We start from the raw sequence: 18,184 nt of genomic DNA, 5'->3' as shown, positions 1-18,184 counted from the left end.
GCAATACCGGCGACCGACCGATTCAAATCGGTTCGCACTATCACTTTTTCGAAGTAAACCGTGCGCTGGAGTTCGACCGCGCAGCGGCTTTTGGTAAACGCCTGAATATCACCGCTACCACGGCGATCCGCTTTGAACCAGGCGATGAAATTGAAGTGTCGTTGATCCCCTACGGCGGCAAGCAAACGGTCTACGGTTTCAACAACCTAGTCGACGGCTGGGCCCCGGATAACACCATCGTCCTGCATGAGCGCGCTGAAAAGCTGCAAGCCATCCAGCGAGCGAGCGATCTTGGCTTTAAGTTTTCCAAGACCGACCAATAGGCCGCCATGCACGCCAAGCACTCACATTTTTTGCACCTGCGCGGTTAATTCATCAACGCCAGCGCGGCATTAGAAAGGAGCCACCGATGCCAACTATTTCACGCAAAGAATACGCAGGCCTGTTTGGGCCCACCACAGGCGACAAAATTCGTCTGGGCGACACTAACTTGTTCGTCGAAATTGAAAAGGACTTGCGCGGTTACGGCGAGGAATCGGTCTATGGTGGGGGTAAATCCCTGCGCGATGGCATGGGCGCCAATAACAATCTGACCCGTGACAACGGCGTACTTGACTTGGTGATCACCAACGTCACCATCATTGACCCGATTCAAGGCGTGATCAAAGCCGACGTCGGGATTCGCGATGGCAAGATCTGTGGGGTCGGCAAAAGTGGCAACCCCGATGTCATGTCCGGCGTGACCAAAGACATGGTAGTGGGCGTCAGCACCGATGCTATCTCCGGCGAGCACTTGATCCTGACAGCAGCCGGGATCGACACCCACATTCACCTGATCTCGCCACAACAGGCCTATCACGGTTTGTCTAACGGGATCACCACCTTCTTCGGCGGCGGCATCGGCCCAACTGACGGCACCAATGGCACCACCGTGACCCCAGGCCCGTGGAACATTCGCAAGATGCTGCGTTCGATTGAGGGCCTGCCGATCAACATCGGTTTGCTGGGTAAAGGCAACTCGTATGGCCACGCGCCTTTGGCTGAACAAATCATTGCCGGTGTGGCCGGGCTTAAGGTCCACGAAGACTGGGGTGCAACGTCCAATGCTCTGCGCCACTCGCTGCGCATTGCCGATGAGATGGATGTGCAAGTGTCGGTTCACACTGACAGCTTGAACGAAGGCGGCTATGTCGAAGACACCATTGACGCCTTTGAAGGTCGCACCATTCACACCTTCCATACCGAGGGCGCAGGTGGCGGTCACGCCCCGGACATTATTCGAGTGGCCAGCCAGCTCAACGTCCTGCCAAGCTCGACCAACCCGACCCTGCCCTACGGTGTCAACAGTCAGGCCGAGTTGTTCGACATGATCATGGTCTGTCACAACCTTAACCCTAACGTGCCTGCCGACGTGTCGTTTGCCGAAAGCCGGGTTCGCCCGGAAACCATCGCCGCCGAAAACGTGCTGCAAGACATGGGCGTCATTTCCATGTTTTCCAGCGACTCACAGGCCATGGGCCGGGTTGGTGAAAACTGGTTGCGGGTGATGCAAACCGCCCATGCGATGAAAGTCTCTCGCGGCAAGTTGCCCGAAGACAGCCCAGATAACGATAACTTCCGCGTACTGCGGTACGTGGCAAAAATCACTATTAACCCAGCTATTGCCCAAGGTGTAAGTCATGTACTGGGTTCGGTTGAAGTCGGCAAAATGGCTGATCTGGTGCTCTGGGACCCGCGTTTCTTCGGCGCCAAACCAAAAATGGTGATCAAGGGCGGCATGATCAACTGGGCCGCCATGGGTGACCCGAATGCCTCCCTGCCGACCCCGCAGCCGGTTTACTACCGTCCAATGTTTGGCGCATTTGGCAAAACCATGCAGGACACCTGCGTGACCTTCGTTTCGCAAGCCGCGCTTGAGGACGGAGTCAAGGAAAAAGCCGGGCTGGATCGCCAAGTGATGGCCATTCGTAACTGTCGCACCATCTCCAAAAAAGACTTGGTCCGTAACGATCAGACGCCGCACATTGAAGTGAACCCTGAAACCTTTGAGGTGAGAGTCGATGGCGTACACGTCACGTGCGAGCCCATCGACGTGGCAACGATGAACCAACGCTATTTCTTTGGCTAAAACCCCTAGCCCTGTAGGAGCGAGCTTGCTCACGATCTTTTAAAGGTCACAAGCTCGTCCTACAGTGGGGGGTTAGAAAGGAGCTGTAACGTGATTTTGATTGAGCACATTCTGGGCAATGCCAAGAAAGATCTGGCCTGGAAGCAAAAGCTTGAAGGGGCCAACATTGACTTGCTGATTCTGGACCAGCGCGAAGCCCAAAAAAGCCGCTGCCGTCGCACCAGTGTTGGCGGGCTCGACCTCGGTATCTCACTGGAACGCAATGTCATTCTGGCTGACGGCGACGTGCTGATCTGGGATGAGCAAGCCAAGAGCGCCGTCGTGGTGCAGTTAAATCTGCGCGACGTAATGGTGATTGATCTTAAAGAGCTTAAACAGCAACCGCTGGACGTGCTGATTAAAACCAGTTTTGAACTCGGTCACGCGCTGGGCAACCAGCACTGGAAGGCCGTGACCAAAAACAACGAGGTGTACATCCCACTCACCGTTGAAACCAAAATGATGGACTCGGTGATGCGTACCCACGGCTTTGAGCATTTGCCGTATGCCTTTGTCAGTGGTGCCACGGTGCTGCCCAACCTCACCACCTCTGAAGCTCGCCTGTTGTTTGGCGGCGCTGAAGAAACCGGCACCCACGTTCATGTCGCCAGCCCGCAAGACAAACTGGAAGCCGCCGCCTTGCAGATCAAAGGCCAATACCTTCATGACGCTCACAGCCACAGTCATGACAACGGCCAAACGTTCCACAGCCATGAACACGAACACAAGCATTAACAACCCCGGTAAAAGGCGCTTTGGATGAACGCATCAGACCTAATTCGCATCATGCAGTTTGGCGATTCGGTATTGCCCGTCGGTGCTTTTACGTTCTCGAACGGCGTGGAATCGGCCATTCAAACAGGCATCGTTCACGATGTGGCAACGCTCAAGGGCTTTGTCTTGACGGCCCTCAAACAGGCCGCCAGCTGCGACGGCATGGGCGTCGTTGCGGCGCACCGGGCAGCCATGGCCGATGATCGCGAAGCGATCTTACGTGTCGACTGGGCCGTCAATAACCGCAAGCTCAACGAAGAAAGCCGGTTGATGGCCACCCGCATGGGCAAAAAACTGGCGGAAATGTCGATCCATGTGGTTGAAAAACCCTTGGTGCGCTGGTGGCTCGAACAAATCAAGGCTGGCAATGCTGCTGGCACCTACCCCATTACGCAGGCCGTGGTGATGTCGACTCAAGGCATCGGCGCCCGCGAAGTGGTGGTAATGCATCAGTACGGGGTGGCCATGACCATCCTCAGCGCAGCCATGCGCCTGATGCGCATTACGCACCTTGATACCCAACGCATTCTGTTTGAGCTGAACCACGATATTGAAACCTTCTGCGACATCGCAGAAATCGGTGACATCAATCAAATGTCGTCGTACGTACCCATCGTCGACGTGCTGGCGGCCGTTCACGTCAAAGCCCATGTGCGCCTGTTTATGAACTGACGCCCCCCGTAGCCCATGACTGAATCTGCTGCACTTTTATTAAGGAAGCTCTTGTGAAAAAAATTACCCGTATTGGTATTGGCGGCCCGGTCGGCTCAGGTAAAACCGCAGTCATCGAAGTGATCACGCCGATCCTGATCAACCGTGGTTATAAGCCGCTGATTATCACCAACGACATCGTGACCACCGAAGACGCCAAACAGGTTAAGCGAACGCTTAAAGGCATCCTCGACGAAGACAAGATACTGGGGGTAGAAACCGGTGCTTGCCCGCACACCGCTGTGCGCGAAGACCCGAGCATGAACATTGCCGCCGTCGAGGAGATGGAAGAGAAGTTCCCCGACAGCGACTTGATCATGATCGAGAGCGGCGGCGATAACCTGACGCTGACCTTCAGCCCAGCACTGGCAGACTTTTATATCTACGTGATCGACGTGGCCGAGGGCGAGAAGATCCCGCGCAAAAACGGCCCCGGTCTGGTTCAAGCAGACATCCTGATCATCAACAAAATCGACCTCGCCCCGTACGTTGGCGCGAGTCTGGACGTGATGGAAAGCGACACTAAAGTCGTGCGCGGAGGCCGTCCTTATATCCTCACTAACTGCAAAACCGGTCAAGGGGTTGAAGAGCTGGTGGACATGATTGAACACATGTTCCTGTTCGCCCACAAACCCACGGCGCCTTCCGCCCACAGCGAGGTCACTGCATGAGTGTGCAGAGCCAGATCGTGAACACGCCGTCACGGCTGCGCGCTCACGCGTTGGGCACTGATGCGCCGGAGCTGGCGAACTACCAAGACGAGCCGGTGCAAATGCACAGTGGCGCGGTCGGCAAGAGTGGTTATCTGCGCTTAGGCTTTGAGAAGCGCGGTAATCGCAGCGTTCTCGCAGACATGGAGCGACGCGTACCTTCACTGGTGCAACGGGCGTTGTACTGGGACGAAGAAATGCCCCAACTGCCCTGCGTCACCATGATTTCGACTTCCGGCTGCGTGCTTCAGGGCGATCGTTTGGCCACGGACGTCACGGTAGGCGTGGGGGCCTGCGGGCACGTCACCACACAATCGGCGACCAAAGTGCACTCCATGAACGCCAACTACGCTTCGCAAATTCAACACCTGCGAATCGAAGAAAACGGCTACTTGGAATTTATGCCGGACCCGCTGATCCCGCATCGCGATGCCCGATTTATCACTGACACTCAGATCAACATCCACCCGACGGCGACGGCTATTTACTGCGAAACCCTGATGTCCGGTCGAAAGCACCACCACGTCGATGAGCGTTTTGGCTTTGACGTGTACTCCTCGCGGGTAACCGCGCAAACCCTGGAGGGCAAAGAACTGTTTGTCGAAAAATACGTGTTGGAGCCCAAAAAAGAGAGCTTGGACGCGGTCGGCGTCATGCAAACCTTCGATGTGTTCGCCAACGTCGTTTTGCTCACACCCAAGGCGCATCACGATCGTATTGTTGAACGAACTCCGGCTTTGTTTGATCTACAGGCGGGCTTGGCGAGTGGCGTCACCCGCTTGCCAAACCACTGCGGCTTGATCTTCAAAGTCTTGGGCAATGACAGCGGCGCAGTCAAAGCCCAAGTCCGAGCCTTTTGGAAAATCGCCCGTGAAGAGATCCTCGGCGTGACCTTACAACCACCCTTTTTATGGAAATAAATGCCCACCGCGCAAACGGGTGAATCTGCTTTGCGCAGGGGCTAAATGGGGAGAGTCAATATGCAAGCGGCGTCATCCAAATGGTCGCAATGGGTAAACGGCAACGCAGTGTTGGAGTTTATTGACGTCACGCTGCGTGGCTGTGCCCAAGTCATGTTCCAGAACAACCCGCTGACCGGTTTGTTGTTTTTTGCCGCGATTTTTGTCGGCGCCTTTGCCGAAGGCCATCCCGCCGTCGCCTTTGGCTGTGTACTCGGCACCGTCGCGGCAACGTTCACCGGTATGAATCTTAAAGACCGCGCCTCTTGGAAGGCCGGTCTGTATGGCTATAACGGTTGCTTGGTTGGCGTGGGTTTGCCTACTTTTCTAGACCCTACTCCCACGCTCTGGCTGTGCATCATCCTCGCCAGTGTTGTCTCGGTCATCGTCACCCTCTGTATCGCTGATATTTTGAAAACCTGGAAAGTCGCAGCCCTGACGGCACCTTTCGTATTGGTCACTTGGACCATGCTGTTGGCCAGTTATGCCTTCGGGGGGTTGAGCAGCAACGAACTACCAGTTCCCAACCTGCCCCACGACTTGGTTGCCTACAACCCGAACCTTTTCGATGGTATCGACCTGTTTCACGCTACGTTCTACGGAATATCGGAAGTCTTCCTGCTCAGCACCGTGGTGGGCAGTTTGTTATTTTTGGCCGGCTTGGCAGTGTCCTCTCTATGGGCTGCGCTCTTCGGCCTCCTCGGCTCTTTTTTGGCTGTGTTGGTGGCGACGCTGTTACAGGCCGAGCATTCGAGCATCAACAACGGGCTGTACGCATTCAGTGCGGTTCTCACCGCTATTGCTCTGGGGTCGACCTTCAATAAACCGCGCTTGCGGGTACTGATCTACACCGTGATCGGGGTGATTTTCACGGTTTTTGTGCAAGGTGCTTTAAATACGGTGTTGGGGCCTATCGGCATCCCGACGTTGACCATGCCCTTTGTACTGGCTTCATGGTTATTTCTGGTGCCCAACAAAGACGTCATGCCAGCCCATCGTCAGTGAAACCCGTGTTGTGAGGGATTACGTAGAGGTCAGGTTCAATCGTAATGAGCTAACCTACATTCCCACCACCCATTAATAGGCTTGTCGTAGGAATTATGACTTTATTAGAGAAAGTTAAATCGCGACTCTCTTTTGCTTACGTTGTCGCCCTAGTGGTCGCCATCAATGGCGTGGGCCTGATGCTACCGGTGGTGCGACATATGCTCGCACTTACCGTTGCAAACGGCGGTGTCTTTGATGCGTGGAAAGATGCCTTAAACCTACTTGCCTTGCTGGAAATTCCAGGGTTCGTGGTCGGCTTCCTGCTAGTGCTGATGTCGTTCGGGCTGGCGCTCAAATCACGTATGAGCTGGTTCTTTTCGCTGTTGTTATTGATATCAGCGGTGTGCATCATTTTTTTCATCGTTAAAATCCCTAACAGCTTGGCCTACTACTCGCTGTTTTCCATTGCCTTATTAGCCTTTTACTGGCGCGGCTTTGACCATCATAGTCTGGCCACCGGCAGCTTTTTTGCGATCGTCAGTATTGCCTCGCTGATTGTCTACAGCATGCTGGGCACGCTGTACTTGGGTGATCAATTCACCCCGCCTGTCAATGATCTAGCTTCAGCGTTCTATTTCTCGATTGTGGTGATGTCCACCGTCGGCTTTGGCGACATTGTGCCGCACACCACCGATGCTCGATTCTTCACCCTGACGGTGATTGTTTTGGGGATCACCATTTTTGCTGTATCAGTTGCGTCTATTGCCGGCCCACTGATCAGCAACAGCATCCAACGTATTGTTAAAGGCAGGATTACCCATATGGCCCGGACAAATCACTACATCTTGCTGGGTACCAGTTCGCTGGCCCAAAACGTCTATAAAAGTCTGATTGATCGCGGCGAACACGTCACCGTCATCGCTGCCCCTGGCAGTCAGCACGACTTGCCGGAAACCGCCGACATTATTGAAGGTGATCCTTCGTCAACGTCGACCCTAAAACAAGCCGGTGCTAGTGAAGCCAAATACATCCTTACCTTGCGAGATAACGATGCGGATAACGTTTTCACTATTCTGGCAGCTAAAGAGGTTGCCGGTGATAACACGAAAATCATCGCGCTGGTCAACGAAACCCAAAACGTAGCTAAGGTCCAACTCGTAGCCCCGAACATGTTGCTCTCATTGTCACTGCTGGCCAGTGAACTGCTAGTGCGTACCTTACAAGGTGATCGGATCGACAGTGAGTTTATTACCGAAATGTTCTTCGGCAAGCGGACTTCGCTGGAGTAAATACATCGCAGGGTTAACGGTAGCAATTGAGGCCGTTTGACAGCGTGGCGAGCCTGCAGCTCGCCACGTCTCTATCAGGGCTTAACCAATGGGTCACAGCTGCTTCTGGGTCTCCTGAACAATGGCTTCAAGACCGGCTTCGGTGATTTTCTTCCAGTCTTTATCGGTCACAACTTTGGCGTTTTCTTGAACCAGAGTTTTAACCGTGTACTCAGGTGCTCCAGCAGTATTTATCTGCAGCACAGACTGATTACGGATCACTTTGTCCAATACCCCTTCAGCACCCGACCATGACCAGAACTCAACGATTTTCACGTTCACTTCTTTGGCATTGCCAGCAGTAGGTGTGCTGACCACCTCATAGCCTGCTTGGCGGTAAGCGCTGGCCACTGCGTCGCCCACCAGCTGCGACACGGTACGACCCTTTGGCAACAGTACGTCACCAATGGCCATGTTGTAGTTGTTGCGTTTGCGCGCAATTGCTCGCTCGGTGATCGACTTATCGTCAATCTCGTCGTACTTCAGCGAAGGGACATCGAAGCGTGTGGGTTTGATCTGAAAAACCCGCTCATCAACGGCACTGATATACACCACCTTGCCATTGCTGGGGGCAGGCGCCTGAGTAGTACTTGGAGGTAAAACATCGACGTCCACTTCTGCTCGGTTTGTGGCACAACCGGCCAAAAGTGCTAACGCCGCAACGCCCAAAAATCTGCGTACCATCTTCTTGACTCCTTCTCTGTGTGCGCCTTCATTGGCACGGCCGACAACAGGCCGAAAAGAAGTGTAGAAGATGGACGCTGTTCAGGACAATTGACTTAGGCTTTAGCCGCCATGGCCGTCACTTCCACACGCATCCCCTCAGCCGCCAGAGCTGCAACACCCACTGCGGCGCGCACCGGCCACGGCTTGGTGAAAAAGCGCTGGTATACCTCGTTGAAGGCGGCACGGTCAGCCATATCTGTGAGGTAAATCGTCAAGTGCAGCACTCGGTCCATCGAGCTGCCAGCCCCTTCCAATGCCACCTTGAGTGCTTGTAAGGTGCACTCGCTTTGCTCGGTAATACCGCCTAGCTCCAAGCTGCCGTCGGCACGCGTCGGGATTTGCGTGGACACCAGCATGCCGCCAAAGCCGGCCACATCTGAAGAGATGGAATCTGCATCTGGATCGGGGATGAAGGTAATGTCTTGGTTTGCCATGAGGTTCTCTGGGTCAAGGTGCTTATTAAGATGTGCGGGGGAGTTTATCACTGGCGTGCGTGACGGTTTGGAGCGAGGTTTGTGTGTGCATCATGCGGGTGAGCGCACGTATCTAAGATAAATACGGTCAATGCCAACAAACTGCAGGTGGCTCAATCACTTAAAGAAGTTGCTCGGTGTTTTACCAAATTGCTTTTTAAACATTGTGGTGAACGCACTCGGACTGTCGTATCCCAAAGCCCCAGCAACGTCGATAATCTTTTCGCCGACAGCAATACGCTCTAACGCCAACAGCAACCGCGATTGCTGACGCCACTGACCAAACGTCATACCGGTTTCCTTATGAAACAAGCGCTGAATGGTTTTTTCATCCAACCCCAGTCGGGCGCTCCAATCGGCCAGGGTCGAGCCGTCTGCTGGATCACGCTGCAACACCGTACAAATCGTCTGGATGCGTGGATCTTGTGGCTGCGGAAGATGCAGTGGCAGGACCGGTAGAATTGCCAGTTCGTCCAGAATCAGCTTCATGATCCGATCTTCTCTCGAGTCCACCGCGTAAGGCGCCGTGATCTCCACCGACGCCTTGATCAACTCGCTCAACAACGCCGAAATACTCACCGCTCGGGTTTCGGTTGGCAATTGCGCCATCCCATCCGGGCGTACATACACACTGCGCATTTTTATCGGCCCAACACAGCGCACCGAATGCACATGACCGCTGGGCATCCATATACCGCGACTGGGAGGCACCGTCCATTGGCTCAGCGCCGAATGCACCACCATAACCCCTTCAATGGCATACAGCAGTTGATGCTTTGAGTGTGAATGCGGCGTGATGATCCAATCGGCCGGGTAATCGGTTGCGCTGCTGTTAACCGTCCAGTTCGCTTCATCGACCTCAAGCAGAAATTCTTTCAGGAGTTTGTTCATAATTCCCTTTTTAAGACAGTGAGCGCCCGAATTGCGCGAGACAGGCAATTTGGCGAAATCTAGGATAGCCGCTGGTTTGCCCTTGCGCACCCAACGTCCCTCCTCACTGTTCGGATGATTCACAATGTCAATAACCAGTACGACCCCGTCGGCTAGCATTAGCCCCAGCAGCCACCCCACAGCCACAGTGAGCAGCCCATCCAGCCCGCTAGTCATGCGGGTGATTGCGGCCTGCGCCCTTGCTCATCTGATCAACGACCTGATTCAGGCCGTACTCCCGTCGATCTACCCGATGCTAAAAGCCAACTATGACCTGAGCTTTACCCAAATCGGCCTGATCACCCTGACCTTCCAACTCACGGCTTCGCTGCTTCAGCCAGGAGTGGGTTATTACACCGATCGCCATCCTAAACCTTGGCTGTTACCAGCCGGTATGGTCTGTACGCTGATCGGCATCTTGATGTTGGCGTTTGTCGGATCGTTCACGTCTATTTTGATCGCCTCAGCGCTGATCGGCATTGGCTCTTCGACTTTCCACCCAGAAACCTCGCGGGTAGCGCGACTGGCGTCTGGCGGGCGCTATGGACTGGCGCAATCTACTTTCCAAGTCGGCGGTAACGCTGGGAGCGCTTTTGGCCCGTTGCTCGTAGCAGCCATCGTCATTCCTTACGGCCAGGGCAACGTTGCATGGTTCGGCCTGTTTGCCGCCTTCGCCATTCTGATCCTGTTCGGCTTGAGCCGCTGGTATCGCAACCACCTCAATCTGTTCAAGCTCAAACAAGGTACGGTTGCCACTCACGGCCTGTCGAAAAAGCACGTCACAAGCGCACTGGTAGTGCTGGCAATGCTGGTGTTCTCCAAGTACTTCTACATGACCAGTTTCACCAGTTACTTCACCTTCTTTCTGATCAAGAAGTTTGAGCTATCAGTCGCTAGCTCTCAGCTCTACTTGTTCCTGTTCTTAGGTGCGGTGGCTGCGGGCACTTTCTTTGGCGGGCCGATTGGCGACAAGATTGGCCGTAAGGCGGTGATCTGGTTCTCGATTTTGGGGGCCGCCCCCTTCAGCTTGGCGCTGCCCTATGTCGATCTATTCTGGACCGGCATTTTAAGCATGATCATCGGATTTATCTTGGCCTCGGCATTTTCTGCCATCGTGGTTTACGCCCAAGAACTGGTGCCGGGTAATGTCGGCATGATCGCAGGCGTGTTCTTCGGTCTGATGTTCGGCTTTGGCGGTATCGGCGCAGCCCTGTTGGGCCATATGGCAGATACCCACGGCATCGAGTACGTGTACTCGCTGTGCTCCTACCTACCGCTGCTCGGTGTACTGACCGTTTTGTTGCCGTCAACTAAAGGCAAAGAGAGTTGAGGTTCAGGCCTTACGCCGTGTCATTTTGAAAATCAAAAGCCTCGCAACCTGCTCTAAATTTCCGAGCTGCCGCAGGCTGCGAGCTTTAGCCTTTAAAGATCAAAAGATCGCAGCCTGCCGCGGGAGTTCGTCAGCCACAAAAGAGGTGTAGATAGATCGCTGTCACACGTCCTGCACCCTCTTTGCCCTCACCTCAGGCAAAGAGGTTTGAGTCGTTTTTGAACGTGAAATCACGCACCTAAACCGACGCATGCACTTTCCACTCATCCAGCAAACTGTCAAACAACGCTTGGGCGGCGGCAGAGAGTTCATGGCCAGGTTTGGTCAACACGCCCATCGCCCGCTCGACCACCGGCTCATGCAGGGTTAAGCAGCGTGCACCCAACTCGCGCATTTGCTCGGCGCACAAGGCGGGGACAGCGCTCACACCCAGCCCACTGGCGACCATACGCCCGACCGTCACCAATTGATGGCTTTCAAATTCCACCGGCAATTTCATCTGTCGCGCTTGCAGATGCTCTTCAAGCAGTACGCGCACCGCAGACGGTCGTTGCAAGGTAATAAAGGGCTGCTCCAACAAGGTTTTCCAGTCGATAACCGAGCATTCGGCCAGCTCAGAGTCTGCAGGAACGACCGCCACAAACCGGTCGATGTACAGTGGCGTGAAAGACAGTGATGAACCCAACGCCGGTTCAAACGCCACCCCTAACTCAACTTGCCGGTCGCGGACCATTTCTAGCACCTGCTCATTGACCACGTCGTTGACCGTAACGTTGAGATTTGGGTAGCGCAGGCGAAAGTTTTTGAGAATGGGCGGCAGCAGATTGCAGGCAAACGAGGGGATTGTTGCCAGTGTTACCCGACCGCGCTGCAAGGTGAATAACTGCCGCATTTCATCCTCGGCGTTGTCCCAGTCCGCTACCAAGCGGCGTGCTCGAGGGAGTAGCGCCTGGCCTTCTGGGGTTAAAGCGACGTTACGCGTGGTGCGGCTGAATAAGCGCCCGCCTAATCCCTCTTCCAGCGCCTTGATCGTCAGGCTCAAAGCCGATTGCGATAAATGCAGGCGCTCGCAGGCCACGGCAAAGCTCAAGCTCTGCGCCACGGCCAGAAAAGCACGGATCTGTTTGACGGTCATGGGCGTGTTCTCCGAACTCAATTGTTTTAATTTATCTATTAATCAACCTTAAAAATCAATTTAACAAATCAATCATATGGAGTAACACTCTGAGCATTCGTCAAACCATCACCCATCAAAAATAAAAGAGGTGCATATGGCAGGTTTTGATAAGCGTGTAGCGTCCTACGAGCAAGCACTGGCCGGACTCGAAGACGGCATGACCGTCATTGCAGGCGGTTTTGGTCTGTGCGGCATCCCTGAGAACCTGATCAACGAGATCAAGCGCAAAGGCACACGCGACCTGACCGTCGTGTCCAACAACTGTGGCGTCGATGGATTTGGCTTGGGCATCCTGCTCGAAGACCGTCAAATCAGCAAAGTCATTGCCTCTTACGTCGGTGAAAACGCACTGTTCGAGAAGCAGTTGCTCAGCGGCGAAGTTGAAGTCGAGCTCACCCCTCAAGGCACCCTCGCTGAAAAGATGCGCGCAGGTGGTGCCGGGATCCCAGCATTTTTCACCGCTACCGGCGTCGGCACTCCGGTGGCCGAGGGCAAGGAAACCCGTCAATTCAACGGTCGTGATTACCTGATGGAAGAATCCATCACCGGCGACTTCGCCATCGTCAAAGGCTGGAAAGCCGACCATTTCGGTAACGTGATCTATCGCCACACCGCACAGAACTTCAACCCGCTGGCCGCCACAGCAGGCAAGATCACCGTGGTTGAAGTTGAAGAGATTGTCGAACCCGGCGAGCTGGACCCGGCGCAGATCCACACCCCAGGTATCTACGTCGATCGGATCATTTGCGGCACGTTTGAAAAACGTATCGAAAAGCTCACTGAGCGTTCTTGATCCCCTGCCCCCAGCCTCACACTCTTGATCCAGAGTACGGAGAATAATAATGGCTCTTTCCCGCGAACAAATGGCTCAGCGCGTCGCCCGCGAAATGCAAGACGGCTTTTACGTAAATCTCGGCATCGGCATCCCAACCTTGGTCGCCAACTACATCCCCGACGGCATGGAAGTCATGCTGCAATCTGAAAACGGCCTGTTGGGCATGGGTGCTTTCCCGCGTGTCGGTGAGGCCGACGCCGATATGATTAACGCTGGCAAACAAACGGTTACTGCACGTACCGGCGCGTCGATTTTCTCTTCTGCCGAGTCATTCGCGATGATCCGCGGCGGCCACATTGACCTCACGGTACTCGGCGCTTTTGAAGTGGACGTAGAGGGCAACATCGCCTCTTGGATGATCCCCGGAAAATTGGTCAAGGGGATGGGCGGTGCGATGGATTTGGTGGCGGGTGCCGAAAATATCATCGTCACCATGACCCATGCTTCCAAGGACGGCGAGTCCAAACTGCTGTCGCGTTGTAGCCTGCCGCTGACCGGCGCCGGTTGCATCAAGCGGGTGCTGACAGACCTTGCCTACCTAGAAATCCAAGACGGCGCATTCATCCTCAAAGAGCGAGCGCCCGGCGTCAGCGTTGAAGAAATCGTCAGCAAAACTGCGGGCAAACTGATCGTCCCGGACCACGTCCCGGAAATGCAATTCGCCTAAGCCGCCACTTTTAAGGAGAGATTTCATGCAAGAAGTCGTCATTGTCGCCGCTACTCGTACGGCCATTGGCAGTTTTCAGGGCGCGCTGGCCAATGTTCCGGCAACTGAGCTTGGTGCCGCGGTCATTCGCCAACTGCTAAAGCAAACCGGCCTTAAAGGTGAGCAAGTTGACGAGGTTATTTTGGGCCAAGTGCTGACTGCAGGTTGCGGTCAGAACCCGGCTCGTCAGGCTTCAATCCTTGCTGGCCTGCCTCATAGCGTACCGGCACTGACGCTGAACAAGCTGTGTGGTTCGGGCCTCAAGGCACTGCATCTGGCAACCCAAGCCATTCGCTGTGGTGATGCTGACGTCATCATCGCCGGCGGCATGGAAAACATGAGCTTGGCTCCCTACGTACTGCCGGCCGCTCGTACCGGCTTGCGTATGGGTAATGCGACCCTGGTCGACAGCATGCTGCATGACGGCTTGATGGACGCGTTCAACCATTACCACATGGGCATCACCGCTGAAAACTTAGTCGATAAATACCAGTTAACCCGTGAGCAACAGGACGCCTTCGCCGCCTCATCGCAACAAAAAGCGATATCGGCGATTAAGTCCGGTCGGTTTGCCGATGAAATCACGCCTATTCAGATTCCTCAGCGCAAAGGAGAGCCGATCACCTTTGAAGTCGATGAGCAGCCGCGCGATGGCATCACCGCCGACTCATTGAGCACACTCAAACCCGCTTTCAAAAAAGACGGCAGCGTCACCGCTGGCAACGCCTCCACGCTTAATGACGGCGCAGCCGCTGTGGTGCTGATGAGCGCCGACAAGGCCAAAGCCTTGGGGTTGCCTGTATTGGCCAGGGTTGCCGGTTACGCTAATGCCGGTGTCGACCCGGCAATTATGGGCATCGGCCCGGTTTCGGCGACCCGCACCTGCTTGAAAAAAGCCGGCTGGAGCCTCGACCAACTGGACCTGATCGAAGCCAACGAAGCCTTCGCCGCGCAGTCGCTGGCGGTGAGCAAAGAGTTGGAATGGGACATGGACAAAGTCAACGTTAACGGCGGCGCCATTGCGTTGGGCCATCCGATCGGTGCTTCGGGGTGCCGCGTGCTGGTGTCATTGCTGCACGAAATGATCAAGCGTGACGCCAAAAAAGGCCTGGCCACCCTGTGCATCGGTGGCGGTCAAGGTGTATCGCTGGCCATCGAACGCGAGTAAAGAGTGCAAACAGCCCGTTTGCCGATCCACGACATCGGTAAACGGGCTGGTCACATGCCCGGCGTGGCTTAGAGGCTGACTCTGGGGCACGTCGGGTTTTTTCTGCCGGTTGAGCGTACAGCCTTATCGAACACGCTCGATCACCATGGCTACGCCTTGGCCGACGCCCACACACAAGCTGACGACCGCGTAGCGCAGCGCGTTGCGCTGCAAGGTGCGGCACGCGCTCAGTACCAATCGAGCGCCCGAAGCGCCTAATGGATGACCGATAGCGATAGCGCCACCGTTGGGGTTTACGCGCGGGTCATCAAAACTGAGCCCCAAGGCTTTGAGACATGACAGCACCTGCGGCGCAAAGGCTTCGTTGATTTCAATCAGGTCGACCTGCGCCAGAGTGATACCGGCCCGCTGCAAGGCCACTTCAATGGCTTTATGGGGGCCAATGCCCATGATTCTTGGCTCAACCCCCACTGCAGCCGACGCCACAATTCGCGCCATAGGTTGTACGCCATGGGCTGTACCGATCTGCCGATTGCCCAACAACATTACAGCCGCGCCGTCGTTGATCCCCGAGGCGTTCCCGGCGGTCACAACGCCATTGGCAAACAGTGGCTGTAAGCGGGCCAATGCCGCCCGATCTGACTGGGGCCGCGGGTGTTCGTCATGGCTCACGCGCAGAGTCTGGCCTTTACGCCCGCTGGGCACATCAATCGGCAAGATTTCACCGTCCAGCACGCCTGCCAGTAGCGCGGCCTGATAGCGTGCTTGGGACGCCGCGGCGAAGCAGTCTGAGTCCTCGCGGCTAATTCCATACTGCTGGGCGACGTTGTCGCCCGTCTGCGGCATGCTGTCATTGCCGTAACGTTCAACCAGTTTAGGGTTTGAAAATCGTGCGCCAATGGTGCTGTCTGCCAGTTCTTGGCTGCGGCTGAACGCGCTTTCTGCCTTGGCGATGACCAAGGGCGCCCGCGACATGCTTTCAACGCCGCCTGCCAGGTACAACTGCCCCTCGCCACAGGTAATGGCCCGTGCCACATCAATGATCGCCGACAACCCGCTGGCGCACAGGCGGTTTACCGTCTGCCCGGCAACGCCATAGGGTAGACCTGCGCTGAGCAAGGCGTTGCGCGCCAGATTACGGCTGTCCTCGCCCGCTTGGTTGGTGCACCCCAGAATCACCTCTTCTAACGCGTCAACCGGCAACCCTGATGTACTCATCAGATTAGCCAGCAACACACCGACCAAATCATCAGGGCGTACGGCCGACACGCTACCGGCATGCCGACCGAAAGGCGTGCGCAAACCGCTGTAGATATAAGCATCAAGCATGGCAAGGTTTCCAATCGCTAAGGGGGGCCGAGTCAGGCCGGGATGTCGTTTTCGGGCTGGCGCAGCGAGAGCTCCAAGCGGGCCCGGCGACGCAACCAACTGCTTGGGCGGTATCGTGGATCGCCGCTCAGAGAATGCATGCGCTCCAAGATCAGCAGCAGCCGCGACGCGCCAAGTTGGTCGCCCCACGCCAGTGGTCCGTGGGGGTAACCCAAGCCCAACTGCACGGCACGGTCAATGTCTGCGACCGAAGCGATACCTTGTTGGGCGATGTCGCATGCCAAATTAATGATTGAGGCAAGGGTGCGCTGGACGATAAATCCGCCGCTATCGCGGATCATCACCACCGTGCCGCCATCGGCGCTGAACAACGCATGTGCGGCGTTTTGCACATCAGGGCGGGTTGCAGGTGTCAGCATCAGGCAGCGCAGCGTCGACAGTTCCAGCAACGCATCAATCGCCACCGTGCGGGCAGGATCGACGTTGTGACGCAAAGCCGACTCAGTGGCATCTTCACCCAACGGTGCTAGCACGCACAACGCCTGCGCCGAGGGGCGCGGGCCGCTTTCAATGCTGGCGCCCAGTTGCTTGAGCAACGCAATGACACGCGCTTTGCCAAGTTCATCATCGGCTGCAACCCACACGGTAGGCGGTATCGCACAATCAGGCACCGATTGAACAGAACGTGGCGCAGCGCCTTTGTCTTGATAGTGATAAAACCCCTGACCGGATTTGCGCCCCAAGTGACCGCCCGTCAGCATTAGGCGCAACAAAGGATGCGGCCGATAGCGCGGCTCTTCATAAAATTGGTGATACACCGACTCCATGACCGGCAAGCTGACATCCAGACCGATCAAGTCGAGTAACTCAAAGGGCCCCATGCGAAACCCCGCCCCATCGCGCAGCACCGCATCAATCTGCGCGGCCGTTGCTACCCCCTCACTTAAGATGCGCAGGGCCTCAGTGCCGAATGCGCGCCCGGCATGATTAACAATAAACCCCGGAGAATCCTTGGAAATAACCGGGCAATGGCCCACCCGCTCAACCAGCGCCTGTAATTGCTCGATGACCTGGGGCCGAGTCGCGATGCCTGCGATCACTTCAACCAAACGCATGCGCGGCACCGGGTTAAAAAAGTGCAGCCCCGCCACCCGCTCGGGATGCTTGCAAACCGAGGCAATGGCCGTGATGGACAGCGACGAGGTGTTGCTCGCCAATACAGTGGCTTTATCCAGCAACTCATCCAGTTGCCGGAACAGCGCCTGCTTGCTTTGCAAATCTTCAACAATGGCCTCAATCACCCACTGGCACTCAGTTAAGCCTTGCAGGCTTTCAACCACGTGGATATTTTGCAACGCCTCATTAGCCAACTGCTGAGTGATCCGACCTTTGGCCTGCAAGTGGGAGAGCGCTGTCGCCAAGTGTTCGCGTGCGATAGTGGCCGCCTCTGGGCGAGCATCGAACAACACAACGTTCAAACCGCCTAGGGCCATGACCTGAGCGATCCCCTGCCCCATGGCCCCCGTGCCGACCACGCCGATACATTGCAATGCTGACTGTTTCATTAACCGAGATACTCCGGTGTGCGCTTTTGCAAAAACGCATTCATGCCCTCTTTTTGATCATGGGAGCCAAACAGCAACTGGAACGCCTTGCGCTCCATGGTCAGCGCCTGCTCCAACGGTAGATCCATACCCGCGAGCACCACTTCCTTGATCTGCGCTATGGCGATGGGTGGCATGTGGCTGATGCTGATCGCCAGCGCCAACGCTTGCGAGAGCGTTTGATCGTCAGCCACCACCTCACTGACCAAGCCCATGCGCAGCGCCTCTTGGGCATTGATCTGGCAGCCGGTGAAGAGCATGCGTAATGCC

General features: G+C 55.7%; 18 protein-coding genes and 1 pseudogene. 12 read left to right on the top strand and 7 right to left on the bottom strand.

Features of this window, described 5'->3' with window-relative positions:
• From ureB to kch, 8 genes and pseudogenes are all read left to right on the top strand, one after another.
• Positions 1-218 (top strand): annotated as a pseudogene (gene ureB / locus AQS70_RS21530) (urease subunit beta); the annotation flags it as partial.
• Between the two features lie 191 nt (positions 219-409).
• Positions 410-2,128, top strand: a complete 1,719-nt coding sequence (locus AQS70_RS21525; RefSeq protein WP_055104761.1) for an urease subunit alpha — start codon at positions 410-412, stop codon at positions 2,126-2,128.
• A 90-nt stretch (positions 2,129-2,218) separates the two neighbouring features.
• Positions 2,219-2,902: an urease accessory protein UreE gene (locus AQS70_RS21520; protein ID WP_055104760.1), complete on the top strand. Its 684-nt coding sequence runs from the start codon at positions 2,219-2,221 to the stop codon at positions 2,900-2,902.
• A gap of 24 nt (positions 2,903-2,926) precedes the next feature.
• Positions 2,927-3,613 carry an urease accessory protein UreF gene (locus AQS70_RS21515; RefSeq protein ID WP_055104759.1) on the top strand — a complete coding sequence of 229 codons (687 nt, stop codon included), beginning with the start codon at positions 2,927-2,929 and terminating at the stop codon, positions 3,611-3,613.
• A 53-nt stretch (positions 3,614-3,666) separates the two neighbouring features.
• A complete protein-coding gene (ureG, locus tag AQS70_RS21510; RefSeq protein WP_055104758.1) occupies positions 3,667-4,323 on the top strand; it encodes an urease accessory protein UreG in 657 nt (218 codons plus the stop codon).
• Positions 4,320-5,282, top strand: a complete 963-nt coding sequence (locus tag AQS70_RS21505; protein WP_055104757.1) for an urease accessory protein UreD — start codon at positions 4,320-4,322, stop codon at positions 5,280-5,282. The genes ureG and AQS70_RS21505 overlap by 4 nt, the downstream gene beginning before the upstream one ends.
• 60 nt (positions 5,283-5,342) lie before the next feature.
• Positions 5,343-6,326 carry an urea transporter gene (yut, locus tag AQS70_RS21500; RefSeq protein WP_055104756.1) on the top strand — a complete coding sequence of 328 codons (984 nt, stop codon included), beginning with the start codon at positions 5,343-5,345 and terminating at the stop codon, positions 6,324-6,326.
• A gap of 95 nt (positions 6,327-6,421) precedes the next feature.
• Positions 6,422-7,597 (top strand): voltage-gated potassium channel protein, encoded by a 1,176-nt coding sequence (gene kch, locus AQS70_RS21495; RefSeq protein WP_055104755.1) that lies wholly within the window; start codon positions 6,422-6,424, stop codon positions 7,595-7,597.
• Positions 7,598-7,690: 93 nt separating this feature from the next.
• On the opposite strand, the gene AQS70_RS21490 is transcribed toward kch, so the two are convergent.
• The 3 genes from AQS70_RS21490 to AQS70_RS21480 form a co-directional block, all read right to left on the bottom strand.
• Positions 7,691-8,320 carry a hypothetical protein gene (locus tag AQS70_RS21490; RefSeq protein ID WP_055104754.1) on the bottom strand — a complete coding sequence of 210 codons (630 nt, stop codon included), beginning with the start codon at positions 8,318-8,320 and terminating at the stop codon, positions 7,691-7,693.
• Positions 8,321-8,415: 95 nt separating this feature from the next.
• Positions 8,416-8,796: a RidA family protein gene (locus tag AQS70_RS21485; RefSeq protein WP_055104753.1), complete on the bottom strand. Its 381-nt coding sequence runs from the start codon at positions 8,794-8,796 to the stop codon at positions 8,416-8,418.
• A 156-nt stretch (positions 8,797-8,952) separates the two neighbouring features.
• Positions 8,953-9,774 carry an AraC family transcriptional regulator gene (locus AQS70_RS21480; protein WP_055104762.1) on the bottom strand — a complete coding sequence of 274 codons (822 nt, stop codon included), beginning with the start codon at positions 9,772-9,774 and terminating at the stop codon, positions 8,953-8,955.
• A 76-nt stretch (positions 9,775-9,850) separates the two neighbouring features.
• Here AQS70_RS21480 and AQS70_RS21475 point away from each other — a divergent pair, with 76 nt between their 5' ends.
• The gene (locus tag AQS70_RS21475; RefSeq protein ID WP_055104752.1) at positions 9,851-11,095 is read left to right on the top strand and encodes an MFS transporter; all 1,245 of its coding nucleotides are present in this window, start codon (positions 9,851-9,853) and stop codon (positions 11,093-11,095) included.
• 238 nt (positions 11,096-11,333) lie between these two features.
• Here AQS70_RS21475 and AQS70_RS21470 read toward each other — a convergent pair whose 3' ends face one another.
• Positions 11,334-12,230 carry a LysR family transcriptional regulator gene (locus tag AQS70_RS21470; protein WP_055104751.1) on the bottom strand — a complete coding sequence of 299 codons (897 nt, stop codon included), beginning with the start codon at positions 12,228-12,230 and terminating at the stop codon, positions 11,334-11,336.
• 136 nt (positions 12,231-12,366) lie between these two features.
• On the opposite strand from AQS70_RS21470, the gene AQS70_RS21465 reads away from it, so the two are divergent.
• From AQS70_RS21465 to AQS70_RS21455, 3 genes are read left to right on the top strand one after another with little or no spacing between them, the layout of a single operon-like run.
• On the top strand, positions 12,367-13,065 hold the full coding sequence (locus AQS70_RS21465) for a CoA transferase subunit A (protein ID WP_055104750.1): 699 nt from the start codon (positions 12,367-12,369) through the stop codon (positions 13,063-13,065).
• 49 nt (positions 13,066-13,114) lie between these two features.
• Positions 13,115-13,774, top strand: coding sequence for a CoA transferase subunit B (locus AQS70_RS21460; RefSeq protein ID WP_055104749.1), 660 nt, complete (start codon positions 13,115-13,117; stop codon positions 13,772-13,774).
• 25 nt (positions 13,775-13,799) lie between these two features.
• The gene (locus AQS70_RS21455; protein ID WP_055104748.1) at positions 13,800-14,981 is read left to right on the top strand and encodes an acetyl-CoA C-acetyltransferase; all 1,182 of its coding nucleotides are present in this window, start codon (positions 13,800-13,802) and stop codon (positions 14,979-14,981) included.
• A 123-nt stretch (positions 14,982-15,104) separates the two neighbouring features.
• Here AQS70_RS21455 and AQS70_RS21450 read toward each other — a convergent pair whose 3' ends face one another.
• The 3 genes from AQS70_RS21450 to AQS70_RS21440 all read right to left on the bottom strand — a co-directional run.
• Positions 15,105-16,310: a 3-oxoadipyl-CoA thiolase gene (locus tag AQS70_RS21450; RefSeq protein WP_055104747.1), complete on the bottom strand. Its 1,206-nt coding sequence runs from the start codon at positions 16,308-16,310 to the stop codon at positions 15,105-15,107.
• Between the two features lie 32 nt (positions 16,311-16,342).
• Complete coding sequence (locus AQS70_RS21445; RefSeq protein ID WP_055104746.1) at positions 16,343-17,875, bottom strand: 3-hydroxyacyl-CoA dehydrogenase; 1,533 nt, start codon at positions 17,873-17,875, stop codon at positions 16,343-16,345.
• On the bottom strand, positions 17,875-18,184 hold a 310-nt coding region (locus AQS70_RS21440), incomplete at its 5' end, for an enoyl-CoA hydratase-related protein (RefSeq protein WP_241492879.1). The genes AQS70_RS21445 and AQS70_RS21440, both read right to left, overlap by 1 nt.

This window comes from Pseudomonas endophytica (assembly GCF_001411475.1).
In the GTDB taxonomy this organism is placed as follows: domain Bacteria; phylum Pseudomonadota; class Gammaproteobacteria; order Pseudomonadales; family Pseudomonadaceae; genus Aquipseudomonas; species Aquipseudomonas endophytica.
The sequence above is the reverse complement of the archived record's forward strand: the minus strand, read 5'-3'. Positions and strand labels throughout refer to the sequence as shown.

Coding starts and splice junctions, on each gene's coding strand:
- AQS70_RS21525 (WP_055104761.1), top strand. CDS start 410: ATGCCAACTATTTCACGCAAAGAATACGCAGGCCTGTTTGGGCCCACC.
- AQS70_RS21515 (WP_055104759.1), top strand. CDS start 2,927: ATGAACGCATCAGACCTAATTCGCATCATGCAGTTTGGCGATTCGGTA.
- AQS70_RS21505 (WP_055104757.1), top strand. CDS start 4,320: ATGAGTGTGCAGAGCCAGATCGTGAACACGCCGTCACGGCTGCGCGCT.
- yut (WP_055104756.1), top strand. CDS start 5,343: ATGCAAGCGGCGTCATCCAAATGGTCGCAATGGGTAAACGGCAACGCA.
- kch (WP_055104755.1), top strand. CDS start 6,422: ATGACTTTATTAGAGAAAGTTAAATCGCGACTCTCTTTTGCTTACGTT.
- AQS70_RS21490 (WP_055104754.1), bottom strand. CDS start 8,320: ATGGTACGCAGATTTTTGGGCGTTGCGGCGTTAGCACTTTTGGCCGGT.
- AQS70_RS21485 (WP_055104753.1), bottom strand. CDS start 8,796: ATGGCAAACCAAGACATTACCTTCATCCCCGATCCAGATGCAGATTCC.
- AQS70_RS21475 (WP_055104752.1), top strand. CDS start 9,851: ATGTCAATAACCAGTACGACCCCGTCGGCTAGCATTAGCCCCAGCAGC.
- AQS70_RS21470 (WP_055104751.1), bottom strand. CDS start 12,230: ATGACCGTCAAACAGATCCGTGCTTTTCTGGCCGTGGCGCAGAGCTTG.
- AQS70_RS21465 (WP_055104750.1), top strand. CDS start 12,367: ATGGCAGGTTTTGATAAGCGTGTAGCGTCCTACGAGCAAGCACTGGCC.
- AQS70_RS21460 (WP_055104749.1), top strand. CDS start 13,115: ATGGCTCTTTCCCGCGAACAAATGGCTCAGCGCGTCGCCCGCGAAATG.
- AQS70_RS21455 (WP_055104748.1), top strand. CDS start 13,800: ATGCAAGAAGTCGTCATTGTCGCCGCTACTCGTACGGCCATTGGCAGT.
- AQS70_RS21450 (WP_055104747.1), bottom strand. CDS start 16,310: ATGCTTGATGCTTATATCTACAGCGGTTTGCGCACGCCTTTCGGTCGG.
- AQS70_RS21445 (WP_055104746.1), bottom strand. CDS start 17,875: ATGAAACAGTCAGCATTGCAATGTATCGGCGTGGTCGGCACGGGGGCC.